At 35.6% G+C, this 16,212-nt stretch carries 19 protein-coding genes; 8 read left to right on the top strand and 11 right to left on the bottom strand.

Going from position 1 to position 16,212, the window contains the following annotated elements; genetic code table 11:
• Nucleotides 1-4: 4 nt before the first annotated feature.
• The 8 genes from JCM15579_RS07285 to JCM15579_RS07255 form a co-directional block, all read right to left on the bottom strand.
• Complete coding sequence (locus JCM15579_RS07285) at nucleotides 5-658, bottom strand: HD domain-containing protein (RefSeq protein ID WP_054717888.1); 654 nt, start codon at nucleotides 656-658, stop codon at nucleotides 5-7.
• Between the two features lie 73 nt (nucleotides 659-731).
• Entirely contained in the window at nucleotides 732-1,271 is a 540-nt protein-coding gene (locus tag JCM15579_RS07280) for an alpha/beta fold hydrolase (protein WP_054717877.1), read from the bottom strand.
• A 96-nt stretch (nucleotides 1,272-1,367) separates the two neighbouring features.
• A complete protein-coding gene (locus JCM15579_RS07275; RefSeq protein WP_054717876.1) occupies nucleotides 1,368-2,051 on the bottom strand; it encodes a GOLPH3/VPS74 family protein in 684 nt (227 codons plus the stop codon).
• Between the two features lie 134 nt (nucleotides 2,052-2,185).
• A complete protein-coding gene (locus JCM15579_RS07270) occupies nucleotides 2,186-2,428 on the bottom strand; it encodes a hypothetical protein (protein WP_054717872.1) in 243 nt (80 codons plus the stop codon).
• 111 nt (nucleotides 2,429-2,539) lie between these two features.
• Complete coding sequence (locus JCM15579_RS07265; protein ID WP_054717870.1) at nucleotides 2,540-3,568, bottom strand: ATP-binding cassette domain-containing protein; 1,029 nt, start codon at nucleotides 3,566-3,568, stop codon at nucleotides 2,540-2,542.
• A 65-nt stretch (nucleotides 3,569-3,633) separates the two neighbouring features.
• Nucleotides 3,634-3,852, bottom strand: a complete 219-nt coding sequence (locus JCM15579_RS20715; protein ID WP_218186094.1) for a hypothetical protein — start codon at nucleotides 3,850-3,852, stop codon at nucleotides 3,634-3,636.
• Nucleotides 3,853-3,869: 17 nt separating this feature from the next.
• Complete coding sequence (locus JCM15579_RS07260) at nucleotides 3,870-4,340, bottom strand: GTP-binding protein (RefSeq protein ID WP_218186093.1); 471 nt, start codon at nucleotides 4,338-4,340, stop codon at nucleotides 3,870-3,872.
• A gap of 44 nt (nucleotides 4,341-4,384) precedes the next feature.
• Nucleotides 4,385-5,671: an ABC transporter substrate-binding protein gene (locus JCM15579_RS07255; protein WP_054717976.1), complete on the bottom strand. Its 1,287-nt coding sequence runs from the start codon at nucleotides 5,669-5,671 to the stop codon at nucleotides 4,385-4,387.
• A gap of 271 nt (nucleotides 5,672-5,942) precedes the next feature.
• Here JCM15579_RS07255 and JCM15579_RS07250 point away from each other — a divergent pair, with 271 nt between their 5' ends.
• The 7 genes from JCM15579_RS07250 (at nucleotide 5,943) to JCM15579_RS07225 (ending at nucleotide 12,748) form a co-directional block, all read left to right on the top strand.
• Nucleotides 5,943-7,439, top strand: a complete 1,497-nt coding sequence (locus JCM15579_RS07250) for a hypothetical protein (RefSeq protein ID WP_054717867.1) — start codon at nucleotides 5,943-5,945, stop codon at nucleotides 7,437-7,439.
• Complete coding sequence (locus JCM15579_RS07245) at nucleotides 7,376-8,251, top strand: T9SS type B sorting domain-containing protein (RefSeq protein ID WP_054717864.1); 876 nt, start codon at nucleotides 7,376-7,378, stop codon at nucleotides 8,249-8,251. The genes JCM15579_RS07250 and JCM15579_RS07245 overlap by 64 nt, the downstream gene beginning before the upstream one ends.
• Nucleotides 8,252-8,323: 72 nt before the next feature.
• Nucleotides 8,324-9,250, top strand: a complete 927-nt coding sequence (locus tag JCM15579_RS07240) for an ABC transporter ATP-binding protein (RefSeq protein ID WP_054717861.1) — start codon at nucleotides 8,324-8,326, stop codon at nucleotides 9,248-9,250.
• 27 nt (nucleotides 9,251-9,277) lie between these two features.
• Entirely contained in the window at nucleotides 9,278-10,348 is a 1,071-nt protein-coding gene (locus JCM15579_RS07235; protein WP_054717856.1) for an ABC transporter permease, read from the top strand.
• A 20-nt stretch (nucleotides 10,349-10,368) separates the two neighbouring features.
• Nucleotides 10,369-10,512, top strand: a complete 144-nt coding sequence (locus tag JCM15579_RS20175) for a hypothetical protein (RefSeq protein ID WP_157471378.1) — start codon at nucleotides 10,369-10,371, stop codon at nucleotides 10,510-10,512.
• 160 nt (nucleotides 10,513-10,672) lie between these two features.
• Nucleotides 10,673-11,344, top strand: coding sequence for a Crp/Fnr family transcriptional regulator (locus JCM15579_RS07230; protein WP_054717854.1), 672 nt, complete (start codon nucleotides 10,673-10,675; stop codon nucleotides 11,342-11,344).
• A 204-nt stretch (nucleotides 11,345-11,548) separates the two neighbouring features.
• Nucleotides 11,549-12,748 (top strand): FprA family A-type flavoprotein, encoded by a 1,200-nt coding sequence (locus tag JCM15579_RS07225; protein WP_054717851.1) that lies wholly within the window; start codon nucleotides 11,549-11,551, stop codon nucleotides 12,746-12,748.
• A 57-nt stretch (nucleotides 12,749-12,805) separates the two neighbouring features.
• Here the strand turns inward: JCM15579_RS07225 and JCM15579_RS07220 are convergent, their stop codons facing one another.
• The 3 genes from JCM15579_RS07220 to JCM15579_RS07210 form a co-directional block, all read right to left on the bottom strand.
• Nucleotides 12,806-13,447, bottom strand: a complete 642-nt coding sequence (locus tag JCM15579_RS07220) for a hypothetical protein (RefSeq protein ID WP_054717848.1) — start codon at nucleotides 13,445-13,447, stop codon at nucleotides 12,806-12,808.
• A gap of 12 nt (nucleotides 13,448-13,459) precedes the next feature.
• Nucleotides 13,460-14,104 (bottom strand): hypothetical protein, encoded by a 645-nt coding sequence (locus JCM15579_RS07215; RefSeq protein WP_054717845.1) that lies wholly within the window; start codon nucleotides 14,102-14,104, stop codon nucleotides 13,460-13,462.
• Between the two features lie 142 nt (nucleotides 14,105-14,246).
• On the bottom strand, nucleotides 14,247-15,440 hold the full coding sequence (locus JCM15579_RS07210; protein WP_054717842.1) for a pyridoxal phosphate-dependent aminotransferase: 1,194 nt from the start codon (nucleotides 15,438-15,440) through the stop codon (nucleotides 14,247-14,249).
• 173 nt (nucleotides 15,441-15,613) lie between these two features.
• Here JCM15579_RS07210 and JCM15579_RS07205 point away from each other — a divergent pair, with 173 nt between their 5' ends.
• Entirely contained in the window at nucleotides 15,614-16,138 is a 525-nt protein-coding gene (locus JCM15579_RS07205; RefSeq protein ID WP_054717840.1) for a DUF7935 family protein, read from the top strand.
• Nucleotides 16,139-16,212: the final 74 nt, after the last annotated feature.

The following is a 16,212-nucleotide window of genomic DNA, read 5'->3' as shown; positions in this document are numbered from 1 at the left end:
GATTCTAAAATTCTCCTTCCCACTCTCTATAAAACTGATCTAAATATTGCTCCATAAACTGATGGCGTTGTTCCGCCATGGTTTTACCGGCTTTGGTGTTCATTCTGTCTTTTAAAAGCAACAGTTTTTCGTAGAAGTGATTGATGGTTGGAGCCGTTGAATTTTTGTACTCCTCCTTTGTCATATTTAGATTAGGTTCAATTTCCGGATTGTAAATTTCCCTGTTTTTGTGGCCGCCATAATTAAAGGTGCGTGCAATGCCTATTGCTCCGATTGCATCCATACGATCTGCATCTTGTATCACATCCAACTCTGGTGATTTGAACTTTTGAGCCTCTTTTCCTCCTTTAAATGAAATATTGCTGATGATCTGCTCCACATGTACAATTACATCCTCATCAACCTGCTGAGAAACTAAAAATTCTCTTGCCTTTTTCGGTCCAACGCTCTCATCGCCATTGTGGAATTTTGAATCAGCAATATCATGCAGCAATGCACCCAATTCAACCACAAACAGATCAACTTTTTCGTCTTGCGCCAAATGCTTAGCCGTTTTCCATACCCTGTAAATGTGCCACCAATCGTGGCCTCCTTCGGCATTGGCCAATGTTTGCTTAACAAACTCTACGGTTTGATTTATGATCTGATCTTTATTCATATTTCATTTTTAATTTGAATTGTGAAGATAGGAAGAGGAACGTAATTATTAAAAAATGCTAGCTTAAACAAACTTATTTATCCCACACTTTTCTAGTAGCTAAAATTTCCTGACAAATGAATCTGGCTACATTTTCATCACGATACATTTCATGCGATGCATTGGGAATGATTTTATTTTTCAGTTCTAATTGTTCAAACCAATCTGAATCCGGTTGATATCTATCCTTCTCTCCATAAAACAATCGAATATAACAATTGGGTTTTTGAATTTCATTACGGAGTCTGGTTGAAGAAAGTGCAAAAAACGCACGAACATTCATTTCATTTAAAGCAGCCTTCCAACCAATAACTCCTCCAACACTAAAAGCAAGTATATCTACAGTTTTATGGCCTTCAGTCTTTAAATTCTCAACTGCTCTGGAAATTCCACCATTCACAAACTGTTCATGAAGCTTACTTTCCTGATAAGCACTTTTATCTACTCCTCCCAATTCACATGAATCGTAGAATTTTACTGTATAAATTGAAGATAACGGTTTGGTATAAAATTGAATCCAATCCGACTTTTCCCTACCCCACAAGTCAGACAATACAATGAGTACTGGTTTCATGAACTGTTTTTATAAGCGAAGATAATTGAATTATAATTGTTTGAAATCATTAAGTATGATATTGAAAAGTAAAACCAGTATGAAATGTACAATGTTTTATGATGTTGTGGTAGTAGTAATAACGGTACTGGCCATTATGATCACCATTACTGCCATTAATGTTTCATGTATTTCTTTTACTGCCTTTCCTATTGAAGAGCTAAACTGTCCTTTTTCTATAATTCCTTTTATTTTTTTCTTGAGCTCTTTGGCTCTCTCCTTGCCATAAACCTCATTGTTTAACTCACACATGTCAATCAGACTGATCAACATGATTTCATTCATATCAACCTCACAATCGTTGATAAGGATATCATTCAAGCGTTTTCTGAGCAAATTTTCAGGTTTTGCATTTTCAGTTGGAAATTTATCTACAGAAAAAATCCATAAAATCTTTTTTTCTTCTCTTCTTAGAATGCCTTCCTTTATTAATTTCTCAACTGTTTCTTCTTTGGTGTAAGTATATTTCTCTCCAATGGTTTCAACCCAAGTTTGAATGGATCTCTCCTTTTTGGAACTACTAATCTTATCCAGGAAATGATCCAGCAAGGCATCTCCACAATTCACTTCTGACCTAACCTTTAGTTTCTTCCCTTCCACGATGATTCTTTCCTGTAAAGAAAGTTCCAGAATAATCGCTCCAGCCAAACCATATGCAAAAGAAAAACTGTCTGCAATAAAGCTACCTTTCTCATCATCCAATGCCAATAATGTAAGTTGATCAACTAAATTAAGGTTCATTTTTTTTAGAATTATTTGTGAATAATGAGACCTAAATTACAAATTTATTTGGCACAAAAAATCCCAACAAGAAATTCTGTTGGGTCAAATCCACCACGGGATAAAACCCGTGGGAATATAGTTCTCCATAAATATTAATAACCTATACCGGCAGCCATAATGTTATTAGGATCAAAAGCATGACAAGGTGTTACACCATGTACCATATCGCATTTAGGGCAATGTCCTTCGAATTCTTCCATGGTAAAAGTTTCCTTACAACCATGACATTCAATATCCATAGGCATTGGCATCAATTGCTGTGCAAAACCCATCATTCTAATTTTATCAACTACCTGTTTTCCGTTCTCAAAGCTTCCTGCGCATCCGTCATGCATAATTATTTCCTCCTGATTAGTTAGTTCCTAGTCAATGGTCATTCGTATGCAATGCCAAAAACCAGTATAATTATTTTCTATTGTTAATTCTTAATTGATAATTACTAATTGTTAAAAACCTATGTCCTCCTGGCGAATAATTTCACCGTGACGAAGACGAGTTCTCATGTTCTGAATTACATTATCCATACGTTCTAATTCTGAAAGTAGATTTTGCTCATCGCCACTGGTTTCTATCACCTTATGGATCCCACCGTTCTTGATTACAATTCTTCTATCTCCCATTAGTGCCAAAATAGGATCGTGAGTCGCCATTAGTACAATTTTCTCTTCGCCTACCAACAGTTCCAATGCTTTCTTGCGATCGATACCTGCATTTTCAATCTCATCAATCAAAATAATTGGTGACTTACTTAGAATGGCGGTATCTGCAATCATTAAGGCTCTCGATTGTCCTCCACTTAAACTGGTTATTGGAGTATCCAAACTAAATTTCTCTCCTGCCAAGTTATTAGCTTGTTCAAATATCTTGTTGATTATACCTTCAACATCTTCAACCAAACGGCTCTGTGCATGTAACTCTATAAACTCATAAACCGAAAGGTCCATTACAAAGTTCATGTTCTGAGATAATTGAGCAACCAATTTATGCCCTGAAGTCACACGCCATTTTTTATCGCCTTTTTCACCATTTACCAAAATGGTTCTGGATGTTGGCGTATCATTTTGTGCTACCCATTCAATATCGGCCAACAATCGACTTTTACCCGCACCTGTTGGACCTACAATACAAACAATCTCACTTTTATTAATGGTCAACTCTTCAAATTGTTCCTTCTCACCTGATTTATTGGTTCCAGGCAAAAGTGTAATGCTATTCACTCCCTCATCCTCATCTTCGCCAAGGAAAGCCAACATTTGTGTAATGTATTCGACCATAGATTCCATTACCTGAATCTTATCCATTGCACGGTTTTCTTTTTCCTCCTCATCATCAAGAAAGTTCAGAAAATCACCCAATTTTTCATTGATTTGTCCATCAACATCCAAGGTATTTTCTTCAAAAAATCCAGGAAGAAAAGGATACTGCTCAAATAACTCGGCAATTGTTTGTTGTTGTATATCTTGTGTTGTAATCATTGTGTCTGTTTTTATCCATCAGCTAAAGCTGATGGCAATTGATTTGATCTGGTTTCTTTCTCCTTTTACTTTTTTCCTTTTTTGTCTTCCATGTCGATTTTTCGAACATTACCCATTTGGTAACTCTCACCAATTCTGGTTTCACCCAAACAGTATGAACAAAGAGCCGAAGGCATTGAGAATCGAAGTTTTTCACCAACCAATGTTTTCACCTCCACTTTTTCGTCATATAACAAAGTACTTAATTCGTATGCTCCCTGGCCAGTTAATCCGTTTACGTGCATAATGCTTGCTCCTGGATTTACAGTATTAACTCTCGATGCAAAAACTCACGTTCGGCCTGCGAAACAATATCACCCTTTGTAATAATAACGATATCGGCAGATTTCAACATTGGTCCAATTTTCTTTGGCGTATTGATACCACTCAAATTATCGATTACACAAACTGCAGTCACACTTTTCACATAAGGCGAACAACGGTTACACAAACCAGCACTTTCGGTAATTAAAATATCCAAACATTCTTTAATTCCCCACTGGGTAACTTCCTCGATATTACTTACGAAATAATGATCAGGGCAAAGAGATCCAGACAATCCTTTCTTTACTTTAACACCTGCCTTCTCATATAAAATATCATCATCGGTATAAAGGCAATCGAATTTTACTACTCCTACTTCCAAACCACGTTTCTGGAAAGAGTCAATGGTTTTAAGAATCACTGCTGTTTTTCCTGATGAAGGAGGTCCTGATACTGTAACTAAGTTCATATGTTGTGTTGTTTAAAGTCTGAATGATAAATTAAAATTTCTATTTAGTTGCTAGGTGTATAAGACAATGGCCCCAAATTCTTAAACGATTCATCTCGAATAGAGTTGTTGAAAATCGTTTCACACTTCTTAATTAAAAATCCAATGTCATTGTTATTGATGTAATCCCAACCCAACCACATAAATTTGTTTTCTTCCGGTAGTCTATTGTCAACATTTGGATTGATACTTGGGAACAATCCCTGGTGAGAAAGAATCTCTCCAACACCCTCCGAAGCAAAGAAGTCAATAACTGGTTGAGTTTTTTCCAAACGATTTTTCTTCGTTAGCATGAATATTGGGCTAATAATGGCACCATCTTCAGGCCAAACTGCAATCATTGGACCACCTTGTTTTACCATCTTGGTAAAGAAATATGGCATAATGGTTACCGCAGGTTTTTCGCTCTTTTTGGTATGTGATTTTACCATTTGTGATGGGTGCATACTCTCCAGTAAACAAGCTCCAAGACCTCGTACACCTTCTTCGCCATAAGCCTTGTAGATATGCAACAACATCGAGTTGAACAAATCGAAATCACTAATTGGTAAACTTACACTTCTTTTGAATTCTGGCTTAAAGATATCTGCCCAAGTGCGAGGTACAGGTCTGTCACCCAATTCTGCTGTGTTCACCAAAAATACTGCAGGCACAACTCCAATCATTGAGTAGTGTCCTTCCGGATCTTTCAAGCAAATCTCTTCATTGTCGAAATCTTTATTCAATCGTTCAAAACCAGTACTATCTTTAAATACACCTTGTTTTTTAAATTTACCCATCAATTTCTCATCGAAGAATAAATCAAATCCTGCCGAAATAAAGATATCTGCTAAATTATCGGTATTCTCCTTGTTGATTACATCATCAATTAACCAATCCAATCCCATTGAAGCAGCCTTTAAATCATACACAATTTCATTCTTGTATTTCTTCTCGTAATCAGTAATAAAAGAATCGATGCCTTCTACTAAAGGAACTCGAACCGGACAAGGCAACAAACCTTGAACATGAACCGAATCTTCTTTTTTCTCTTTTGTCTTCTGGTTTAAATCACCATCAACCTGCCCACGAACAGAATCAATACCTTCCACTAGCAAAGCAGAAAAAGTATCCACATTCAGTTTTTTCATCTTCAAAGCCATCTCCAAAGAAAGAGATTTTCCTAAAAGAGCTCTTTTCTTTTCATCCTCTAATTGCTTGAATCCGTTCGAAACAAAAATTTTCACTGTTTCAGGATATTTGGTACAAATATCAAGCAAACTATCTGTGGTATTAAAATATTGATTCTCCATTGTGAAACCGATTTTTATTGATTTTCTATTGCAAATGTAGATGCTCCAACAAAAATAAATTGTAACCGATGTTACACATTGTATTTTTTTGCAATCAACCATTGACTTCTATTTAACTCACCTCAATATTCTTTACGGACTAAGACTTTATTTTTACTGACGAATAAGTTGAAATTATTGATTAAAATTCATAGATTGATAATTTTGAAGTATATTTATATCGAAAAACTTAAAGAAAACTTTTCTTGATTTTGAGAAAAATTTATTGCCTATGGCAAATTTACGCCACATATTATTCTATTTCTCTTCTAAGATTTCGATCATCTTTGTTGCGTTAATTTTGCCATTTTTTGTACTTGCCCAGAACAGTGGTAATAACGAAACCCTTGATGCGGTTAGAATTATAGCTAACTATGAAGCCTTGTACTGCTCAGCAACCAATGGAAAAGTTCTGCCTACACAAGAAATAAATCTTTCAATTGAAGGACCTAAGGCTAAAAAGTGGTTTGCCAGTTACTCAATAAACAATAGTCCTGCAATAATTCTTAATGGTAACAAAGCAATTGAGTTTTCTGAATATGATTTTTCCCTATCGCTAAGAAACTTAAGTGGTACGATTCAAGATTACACTATAGAATTAAGAGAAGCCTGGTTAGAAGATTTAACCCCTCTGAATATTCCTGAAGATTCCCGCTCTGCCACAATTCAAATATTACCTTTACCAGGCCCAGAATTCAATGATTACTTTCCAAAAGTAAAAACTGGTTCAACCTTGAATTATAGCGCACGGATTGGTAAAAACTCTGCATACCAAGTTATATTACCCGAAGGAGCAATATTACAAGAGAATAACACTAACGTTAAAACCGATTCAAAAGATATTAATTTAAGAATAGAATGGCCTAAAAATGAAGGCACAGGCATTCTCAAATTAATTGAAACAGATATTATGGGTTGTAACAGCGACACTGTTTATGCAGGCATTGAATTTGTAAGCAGTTTTAAGGTTGATTTGGGTGAAACCAAAAACATTTGTCTAGGAGAATCCTGCGAATTGAATCCAGAAATGGATTTACCTTCTAATTATTCTTTTCAATGGGACAATGGAGAAACAAGTAAATCCATCCATGTTAGCGAACCGGGCATATATAAATTGATTGTTACCGATTTAACTGACCAACAAAAAATAAGTGCATCGGTAGAAGTTAAAGTTCAAAACTCTCCCCAAATACTTATTGATGATTTGGTGGTACTTCAAAATCAAGAGCATAAAATTGATATTTATGAAGAAAATTGCACTTACCTATGGTCCGATGGTTCCACCAATAGTTCAATTGTCCTTTCTGAAAGTGGGAAATATTCGGTTACCAAAACCTCAGAATATGGCTGTTCTAGTACTAAAGAGTTTACAGCTAAACTTCAAGATGAGATTTTTACGATTGAATTACCTGAAATTATTCACCTGTGTGGCAATGAAAAGATGTTGCTTAGTCCAAGCTTGTCTATGGAGCAGGAATATCGATACAAATGGAGTACGGGAGCTAATAAATCTGAAATAACAATTGAAACGAGTGGAAATTATTCAGTTACTGTAACAGATCCTGATGGTTTTGAAAAAACAGCAAGTACTTTTATTCAATATCACCCTAACCCAATTGTAGATTTAGGTCCTGATTTGGTTCTTTGGGAAGCGAAACTGCCACTTTGGATGCAAAAAATCCTGGATCCAGTTATATATGGAGCAATGGAGAAACAGGCCAAACAATAGTAGCCAACACAGGAGGAATATTTGTTGTAGAGGTTTCTAATCAGTATGGATGTTCAAATAAAGATACATTATTTATCGATTATAAACATGGCCAAAAGTTTGGTGTTTTTCTTGGCGAAGACCAAAGCATTTGCGAAGGCGATTCAACATTTGTCACTGTAAATCTTGAAGGAAATCCAGCTCCCCCTCTAACTTATCGTTGGAGTGGAATAAATTGTGACGCACCTGAAACTTACCTAAAGAAGCAGGGGCAATTTTGTCTGGAAGTTACTGATGCGAATGGCAATACAGAATCTGATTGTATCGAAATAACAACTAAGGAAGTTCCTGTAGTGGATTTGGGACAGGATTTGATTTCATATCCTGATAAAGGAATAGATTTGGATGCTGGCATACCAAATTGCTTTTACACATGGTCAACTGGTGAGATTACACAAAAAATATCGATTAACAAACCAGGAGAATACTGGGTAGAAGTTAGAAATGAACACAACTGTGCAGCACAAGATACAATAGCTATAGAATTTCTGGAAGATTATCCATTTGTAGGTCTACCAAAAGCATTCTCGCCAAATGGCGATGGTCATAATGATAAGTTATTCATTTACGGCAAAGATATCAAAGAGGCAACCCTGGTAATATACAATCGTTTGGGACAAAAAATATTCGAAACCAATAGTGTTAATATAGGTTGGGATGGATCATACAAAGGGGAGTTACAAGATATTGACGTATACATTTATGTGTTAGAAGTAACTTATCTTGATGGTAAAAAAATGCTAAAGAAAGGCAATGTTGCTTTGCTTCGTTAATTTCCTAAGAATGATTTTATAATTCTAATTAAGTTGTGTAAATTAGGTCATCTCTAACCTTACACAAACTTTATGCTTGTTGCAAAAAATCTATCAAAATCTTACAAAGAAATTAAGGCCCTTACCAATATAAACCTTACCATTCAAAAGGGTGAATTATATGGTATGCTTGGACCCAATGGTGCGGGTAAAACCACTACAATTAGTATTTTAAGTTCACTACTTAAACCTGATGAAGGCGAAATCTTCTACGAAGAAAAATCATTATATCAAAACCTAGCGGAATGCAAAAAATTGATTGGTGTTGTCCCTCAAGAAATTGCTTTATACGAAGATTTAACAGCCTCTGAGAATCTTAATTTCTGGGGTACCATGTACGGAATCAAAGGCAAGCAGCTCCAAAATAAATGTGATGAGTTATTAGAATTCCTTGGACTTTCCGATAGAAAAAATCACAAGGTTAAAACCTATTCCGGAGGCATGAAGCGAAGAATTAATATTGCCGCAGCTTTACTTCACGATCCAAAAATCGTATTTATGGATGAACCTACTGTAGGTATCGACCCACAAAGTAGAAATTTGATTTTTGAAGTCATTGAAGAACTCCATTCTCGTGGTTTAACCATGATCTATACCACTCATTATATGGAAGAAGCAGAGCGTTTGTGCGATAGAATTGGAATTATAGATGAAGGAAGAATCATTGCAGAAGGAAGTTTGGATGAGTTGAAGACCAATTCTTCCATAAAAGAAGAAATTCATTTAAAATATTCCAATCCCAATAAAAATGGATTGAATCAATTAATTGATCGATACAAGGGACAACTTCTAGTGAATAAGGATCATATAATTCTATCCTCATCACAGGCTAATGCAGAATTGCCAGAGTTAATTCATCTGTGTTCTCAATCAGAACTTCTGCTTGATAAGATAGACATCAGAAGTCTGAGCTTAGAAAGTATTTTTCTTGAGTTAACTGGTAAATCATTACGCGACTAATCTCTTTCCATTCTAAAACCTAGCAAAATGTTTACAATCGCAATAAAAGATATCAAGCAATATTTTAAAGATAAAACTGCAGTATTTCTATCCCTTCTCTTACCTATCGCATTAATTACAATTTTCGCATTGATGTATGGTGGCATAGGAAAATCGGAGAAATCGAGACCTGTTAATTTACTATTTACAGACCAAGACAAAACTGATCTTTCACAAGAAGTTTTCTCAACCTTAGATGCAGAAGAAGGTCTCAAGTTAGAGTCTAAAACCTATCAAGAAGCCGAAACCTTAATTAAAAAAGGAAAAAGAACTGCTGTTTTGGTATTGTACAAAGGATTTCAGGATTCTGTTGAAGCCGGTAAAAAAATACCCATGGAATTGTTTTATGATGAAGCCAAAGAGATAGAAATGGGATTATTACAGCAAGCTTTATGGTCGAATCTTTTTGGAATAACCATGAAGAAAGGTATAAAAGGCAAAGTAAATACATGGATTAAAGATAAAAATCCAGACTTATCGGATTCTGAACTAGAAGATATACAAGCCCAGGTAGCAGAACAGTTTGACGGCTTCAATAATTCGGAGGAACAGTCTGAAATTGAAGAGAATTCGGAACTTCCAATGACAGCACTTGTTGGTGAAAAGAAAAATAGAAACCTTGGATTGGTGCAAGCCATTGCAGGTATAGCAATCATGATGCTGCTATTTAGTGTATCCGCCAGTGGAGCCTCCTTGTTAAAAGAAAAGGAAGATGGTACATTTCGTCGTTTATTAATTGCTCCTATTAGTCCTTCTGGAATTTTGTATGGGAAAATGCTGTCAACCCTTTTCATGGCAGTATTGCAACTAACCGTAATGTTTCTTTATTCCTGGTTGGCATTAGGTTTAGATATTTTCATTAACCTGCCAGCTCTTATTCTAATGATTCTTTGTGCAGCCATCGCTTGCTCGAGTTTCGGAATATTTATGGCATCGGTATGTAAAAGTCGAAAACAAGTAGAAAGTTTATCAACTCTTATTATTCTTGTGATTTCAGCTATAGGCGGAAGTATGATGCCTCTTTTCTTTATGCCAGCAATCATGAAAAACTGGCGGTAATTTCAGTAAACTACTGGGCCATGGAAGGTTTTTTTGATATCTTCTGGAGGCAACTACCTCTTATCGACATTTTGCCAAAGATGATTGTTCTACTGGGAATTGGTGCCCTCCTTACCACCATTTCGGTAATCAGTTTTAGAAGAAATTTATTGAAAATGGTATAAAAGTTAATGAGTAATGGAGATTTTCGTGACTAAGTATATCTTATTATAGACAATTCAGAGCTTGGTCCTCATTCACCAGAAAAGGACAAAATCCTCTTTTATTTTTTGAAGATTGCTTGGAAACCCGTATCATTGAGAAAATAATAATTGGAACAACAAAATGCTATTTCAACAACTCTCTCAATCACCAGTTTTTAGAGGAATTACTCCGGAAGAAATGGAATCTCTGTTGCTGGGTACTCAGTATAAAATCAGGAAATATTCAAAAGGTGACATGGTTGCCTTTCGTGAAGATCGTTGTGAACATTTAATGATCGTAATGAAAGGCAGTGTGAAAGGAGAAATGCTTGATCCATCGGGAAAGAGCATAAAAATTGAGGATATTATGGCGCCCTATCCCATTGCTTCCGCCTTTTTATTCGGACAAAGAAATCAGTTTCCAGTGAATGTAACAGCGAATGAGGATGTGGAAATCTTCACTTTGGCAAAAGAGTCGGTTGTTGATCTGTTTCAAAAGAATAAAGTATTCCTTATCAACTATCTGAATCTAATTTCAAATCGAAGTCAGTTTCTGGCCAACAAACTGATGTTTTTGAATTTTAAAACCATAAAAGGTAAATTGGCCAATTACATTTTAAAATTGGCTGCCCCTGACAAGGTACAGGTTACCTTGCCGAAATCTCAATCAGAAATGGCACAGTTTTTTGGGGTAACCCGACCATCCTTTGCCAGGAGTTTAAAAGAAATGGAACAAGAAGGATTAATAGAAACTCATAGAAGAGATATCAAAATCCTAAATAGGCAGCAACTAATCCGACTTCTTCAACAATAGGTCATTTTTTTTCAAGAACATGTTCTTTTCTGATTTAAGAAAAAAATTAATTCTTAATTTTGTGCCCTGAAAACAAGGCTTCTCTTTATTTGTTTTTAACTAAGAGGATTGCTTCGTCTTTCAACCTTTTTGATTCTCGAAACAATACGATTATCAAAAAGATTTTAAAGTCTGAAAATGCAAAATATTTCAAAACAATAAGAAATGCACAATAAGAACAACATTACTGAGAAAATTTATTGGGTAGGAACAAATGACCGTAGAACCCACATTTTTGAGAACTACTGGCCATTGCCAAAGGGTGTTGCTTATAACTCATATGTAATTGTAGATGAGAAGGTAGCCATTGTTGACACTGTTGAAAAAGGTACAATGGATGAATACCTTGACAATATTGAGGAAGTACTTGATGGTCGAAAAGCGGATTACCTAATTGTGAATCACATGGAACCTGATCACTCTGGTTCTATTCGTTCTTTGGTGGAGCGCTATCCAGAAATGAAAATTGTAGGAAACAAAAAAACCTTCCCTATGTTGGAACGTTTTTATGGTGTTAAAGACAATTTAATGGAAGTTCGCGAAGGTGATAGTATCGATTTGGGTGAACACAAATTAAACTTCTACATGGTTCCAATGTTACACTGGCCAGAAACTATGGTAACATTCGAATCGAACAATGGAATCCTTTTCTCTGGTGATGCTTTTGGTGCTTTCGGTACTCTTGATGGTGGCATTTTCGACGATGAGCTTGATTTGGATTACCTGGAAGAAGAAATTAGCCGTTACTATTCAAATATTGTTGGTAAATACGGTCGTCCAACTCAAAATGCACTACAGAAATTAGGTGGCTTGGAAATCAAAATGATCTGTGCAACTCACGGTCCAATCTGGAGAACTCACATTGCTGATATTGTTGCCAAATACGACAAGTGGAGCCAGTACAAAACGGATGAAGGATGTGTAATCGTTTATTCTTCAATGTACGGTAATACTGAAAAAATGGCTGATAACATTGCTCGTCATTTGGTAAGAAAAGGAATCAAGAAAATCCGTATTCACGATTCATCTAAAACTCACCCTTCTTACATCATCAATGATATTTTCAGATATCGTGGAGTAATTTTGGGTAGTTGCGCATACAATGGTGATGTGTTCCCAACAATGGAAACTTTGATCAACGAATTAGAGCACATGGGAGTTAAAGATCATGTACTTGGTGTATTCGGTTCTAAATCGTGGGGAGGCGGTGGCCTTAAACGTCTAAATAAATTTGCTGAAAACATTAAATGGGAAACCATCGAAGTTACTCCTGAAGCATTATGTGCTCCCGGACAAGAAGATTTCGACCAATGTGAAGCTCTTGCAGATGGTATGGCAAAACGATTGAAAGAATTATATTCGTAAGTAAATCAATACCAGATATATAAAACTCCTCCAACTTTTTGGGGGAGTTTTTTTGTATTATAACTGTGGTTGATAAATAAAACCTACTTGCAGTCGCATTGAATTGTAATTGTCAGAAATATCAATCGTTGAACTTATTTCTGCAAACATGTACCTTCTTATTTTAAATCGAACACCAAGCGTTGGTACAAACCATGCATTATAATTGAGAAACTTTTGTTTTTCATCATTTCTATAATCAACATATTCATCTTCCGAGGGGTTTAATGCTTGATCAATAAGTGACAACAAATCCGTTCCAACACCCAAGAAAGGCTGTACATCACCTTTTATCACATAATACTTCATATGTAACAACCAAAGGAATTGTTGATTATTAAAATCAACTCGATCGGCTTTGGAATCATTTAAAATTTCATCCCAAAACCTTAAATTAAATTCTGTTCCAAAGTAAAACTTCCCATCATTCCACCCCATATTCAGACTGTAAACCTGACCAAACCTGGCTATTTTTCTTGTATTCCCTATTGTCCAGTTCGGTCCTGCATGAAAGCCAATTTCAAACTCTGTTATCAAATCAAGATCTACTTTATTTTTACTCGTCCTTTTTGAATATTGATAGTATTTCTCTTGCGATTGAGATGTTAGCCAGCAAAATATTAATAGAACCAACAGAAGACTATTTTTTTGAAAAAACATGCTCTCAATGAATTAAAAAACAATACCGACTTGTAATCTTGTATAACTATAATTTCTGGACAAATCTGCACTTAAGCCTACATTACCACTTAAATCTTTGCCCATTTTCCATCGTAAACCGAAACTTGGAACAAACCATGTATTATAATTCTTTTCTTCCTCATAGTAACTGGAATAATAACCGTCTTCTTCCTCATCTTCCGCTGTTAATATGGCTTCACCAAAACTTATCAAATCTGTTCCACAACCGATATACGGCTGAACATTTCCTTCGCCTAAAAACAGCTTGGTTTGCACCAACCACAGAAAGTTAGTTTCATTAAAATTCAATTCTTTAGCTTCAGGCGTTGCCTGGTAATCTTTCCAACTGGTAATACTAAACTCCGTTCCAAAATATACCCTACCATTATTGGCCCCAAGATTCATACTAAAGGCATTTCCTTGTCTTGCAAAGTCCTTTGTATTTCCCGAAGTCCATGCAGGTCCATAGTGGAATCCTACTTCAAAATTATCTCCTTTTGATTCCACTTTTCCAGATTGATCAGTTAAATGTTTGGATGTTTTAGGTCTATCGTAGGAATGATAAACATGTTGTGCCATTAAAAAATTGCTTGCCAATAAGACAATCAATAAGGTTGATAAAATTTTGTTTTTCATGATGATAGTTTATTGTTAAACCAATTTAATCATGCAATCCCCCACCTATCATTTTTGTTTTTTATAATTTTTTAACAATTGATTATAAACACAAAAAAAGCCAGTACATTTTGTACTGGCTTCATCTTATATGCTTAAGATATTATTTCAATTTCTCAATAGCAGATTTAATTCTGCGAATTGCTTCTGCCATTTGCTCCTCGCTTGTTGCATAAGATAATCGCAAACATTCAGGAGCACCAAAAGCTTCTCCCGTTACGGTTGCTACATTCGCTGATTCCAACAAATACAAACTCAAATCGGTGGCGTTATTTATGGTAATATTGCCATTCGATTTTCCAAAAATCTGGTTTACCTGAGGAAATAGGTAAAAAGCACCTTTCGGCTCGCGAATTTCAAAACCTGGCACTTCTTTTAATTGTGTCAATGCCAAATCTCTTCTCTTCTTAAATGCCTTTCTCATGGATACAACACTAGATTGATCACCATCCAATGCTGATACAGAAGCCATTTGTGCAATCGAAGATGCACCTGACGTCATCTGTCCTTGTAACTTCCCACATGCTTTTGCAATCCATAATGGAGCCGCAATATAGCCAATCCTCCAACCTGTCATTGCATATCCTTTAGAAACACCATTGATCACAACAACACGGTCTTTCATGTCAGCAAATTGGGCCATGCTTTCATGTGCGCCAACATAGTTAATGTGCTCATAAATTTCATCAGATAATACTACAATATCTGGATGTTTTACGAAAACATCAGCTAAAGCTCTTAATTCTTCTTTTGAATAAAGACTACCTGTTGGATTACTTGGAGAACTGAACAAAAAAGCCTTTGTTTTGGATGTAATTGCCTTTTCTAACTGTTCTGGTGTAATTTTAAAGTCCTGATCAATGCTTGCCGGAATAAAAACACATTTGCCTTCGGCAAGTTTTACAATTTCGCTGTAGCTTACCCAAAATGGCGAAGGAATGATTACCTCATCTCCTTTGTTCACAATGCTCATCATGGCATTGACAATTGACTGTTTCGCTCCGTTTGATACTACAATCTGATCTACTGTATAATCTAATCCATTCTCACGTTTTAGTTTATTTACAACAGCCTGACGCAACTCAAGAAACCCAGGAACTGGCGAATAATGCGAATAATTATCATCAATTGCCTTCTGCGCTGCTTTCTTGATATGATCAGGGGTGTCAAAATCAGGTTCACCAACACTCAGGTTAATCACATCGATTCCCTGAGCTTTCATTTCTCTACTTTTCTGTGACATTGCCAGCGTTGGAGATAATTCCATCGCTGCAATACGGTCCGAAACTTTCAACATTCTAAATTTAATTTAGGGATTTAAAAATTTGGTTAATACTTTTGTTAAAATAATGTCCCCCTGTAAACAAAATATAGTGGTTTACAAAATTTTGCTTACTGCATGTAAAGATACTGTTTTTAAACATACAGGGGATGTACTAAAAACGAAAAATTAAACTAAAACCTAAAAAAATGACAGGTATTCTTGAGATAAGTAAATACATATTGCCATCCTTGGTCGTTTTTGCAACGGCATACTTTGTTATAAAAGCTTTTTTTAAAAGAGATGAACAAAAAAGAAAACAAGAAATCTTTTTAAACAATCAAAAAGAAATCACTCCCATTCGATTACAAGCCTATGAGAGGTTAATCATCTTTTTAGAACGTATTCATCCTGAATCATTAATTGTAAGAGAAAATGTTATTGGAATGAACAATCAGCAGTTGCAACAAAAGTTGGTTTCTGCAATTAGAACAGAATTCGAACACAATTTATCTCAACAAATGTATGTTTCTGGCGAGCTGTGGAAACAAATAAAAGCCGCAAAGGAAAACATCATTCAGCTTATCAATTCCGAGGCGTCGCAATTGATAACAACCGACTCCTCTCTTGGATTGAGTAAAGCCGTAATTGAATCACATATGCAGATTCAGAACGCGGAAATTGATAAAGCCATAGCCACCTTAAAAAACGAAGTGAGTACAATCTGGAAGTAAGTCATTGATATATAATGAATAATTCCTAGAGAACATTTCCACATTAACAAATTTAGGCATTCACTAAAAATTCC

It is taken from the genome of Marinifilum fragile JCM 15579 (assembly GCF_001310955.1).
In the GTDB taxonomy this organism is placed as follows: domain Bacteria; phylum Bacteroidota; class Bacteroidia; order Bacteroidales; family Marinifilaceae; genus Marinifilum; species Marinifilum fragile.
The sequence above is the reverse complement of the archived record's forward strand: the minus strand, read 5'-3'. Positions and strand labels throughout refer to the sequence as shown.

Coding starts and splice junctions, on each gene's coding strand:
- JCM15579_RS07285 (WP_054717888.1), bottom strand. CDS start 658: ATGAATAAAGATCAGATCATAAATCAAACCGTAGAGTTTGTTAAGCAA.
- JCM15579_RS07280 (WP_054717877.1), bottom strand. CDS start 1,271: ATGAAACCAGTACTCATTGTATTGTCTGACTTGTGGGGTAGGGAAAAG.
- JCM15579_RS07275 (WP_054717876.1), bottom strand. CDS start 2,051: ATGAACCTTAATTTAGTTGATCAACTTACATTATTGGCATTGGATGAT.
- JCM15579_RS07270 (WP_054717872.1), bottom strand. CDS start 2,428: ATGCATGACGGATGCGCAGGAAGCTTTGAGAACGGAAAACAGGTAGTT.
- JCM15579_RS07265 (WP_054717870.1), bottom strand. CDS start 3,568: ATGATTACAACACAAGATATACAACAACAAACAATTGCCGAGTTATTT.
- JCM15579_RS20715 (WP_218186094.1), bottom strand. CDS start 3,852: ATGCACGTAAACGGATTAACTGGCCAGGGAGCATACGAATTAAGTACT.
- JCM15579_RS07260 (WP_218186093.1), bottom strand. CDS start 4,340: ATGAACTTAGTTACAGTATCAGGACCTCCTTCATCAGGAAAAACAGCA.
- JCM15579_RS07255 (WP_054717976.1), bottom strand. CDS start 5,671: ATGGAGAATCAATATTTTAATACCACAGATAGTTTGCTTGATATTTGT.
- JCM15579_RS07250 (WP_054717867.1), top strand. CDS start 5,943: ATGGCAAATTTACGCCACATATTATTCTATTTCTCTTCTAAGATTTCG.
- JCM15579_RS07240 (WP_054717861.1), top strand. CDS start 8,324: ATGCTTGTTGCAAAAAATCTATCAAAATCTTACAAAGAAATTAAGGCC.
- JCM15579_RS07235 (WP_054717856.1), top strand. CDS start 9,278: ATGTTTACAATCGCAATAAAAGATATCAAGCAATATTTTAAAGATAAA.
- JCM15579_RS20175 (WP_157471378.1), top strand. CDS start 10,369: ATGGAAGGTTTTTTTGATATCTTCTGGAGGCAACTACCTCTTATCGAC.
- JCM15579_RS07230 (WP_054717854.1), top strand. CDS start 10,673: ATGCTATTTCAACAACTCTCTCAATCACCAGTTTTTAGAGGAATTACT.
- JCM15579_RS07225 (WP_054717851.1), top strand. CDS start 11,549: ATGCACAATAAGAACAACATTACTGAGAAAATTTATTGGGTAGGAACA.
- JCM15579_RS07220 (WP_054717848.1), bottom strand. CDS start 13,447: ATGTTTTTTCAAAAAAATAGTCTTCTGTTGGTTCTATTAATATTTTGC.
- JCM15579_RS07215 (WP_054717845.1), bottom strand. CDS start 14,104: ATGAAAAACAAAATTTTATCAACCTTATTGATTGTCTTATTGGCAAGC.
- JCM15579_RS07210 (WP_054717842.1), bottom strand. CDS start 15,440: ATGTTGAAAGTTTCGGACCGTATTGCAGCGATGGAATTATCTCCAACG.
- JCM15579_RS07205 (WP_054717840.1), top strand. CDS start 15,614: ATGACAGGTATTCTTGAGATAAGTAAATACATATTGCCATCCTTGGTC.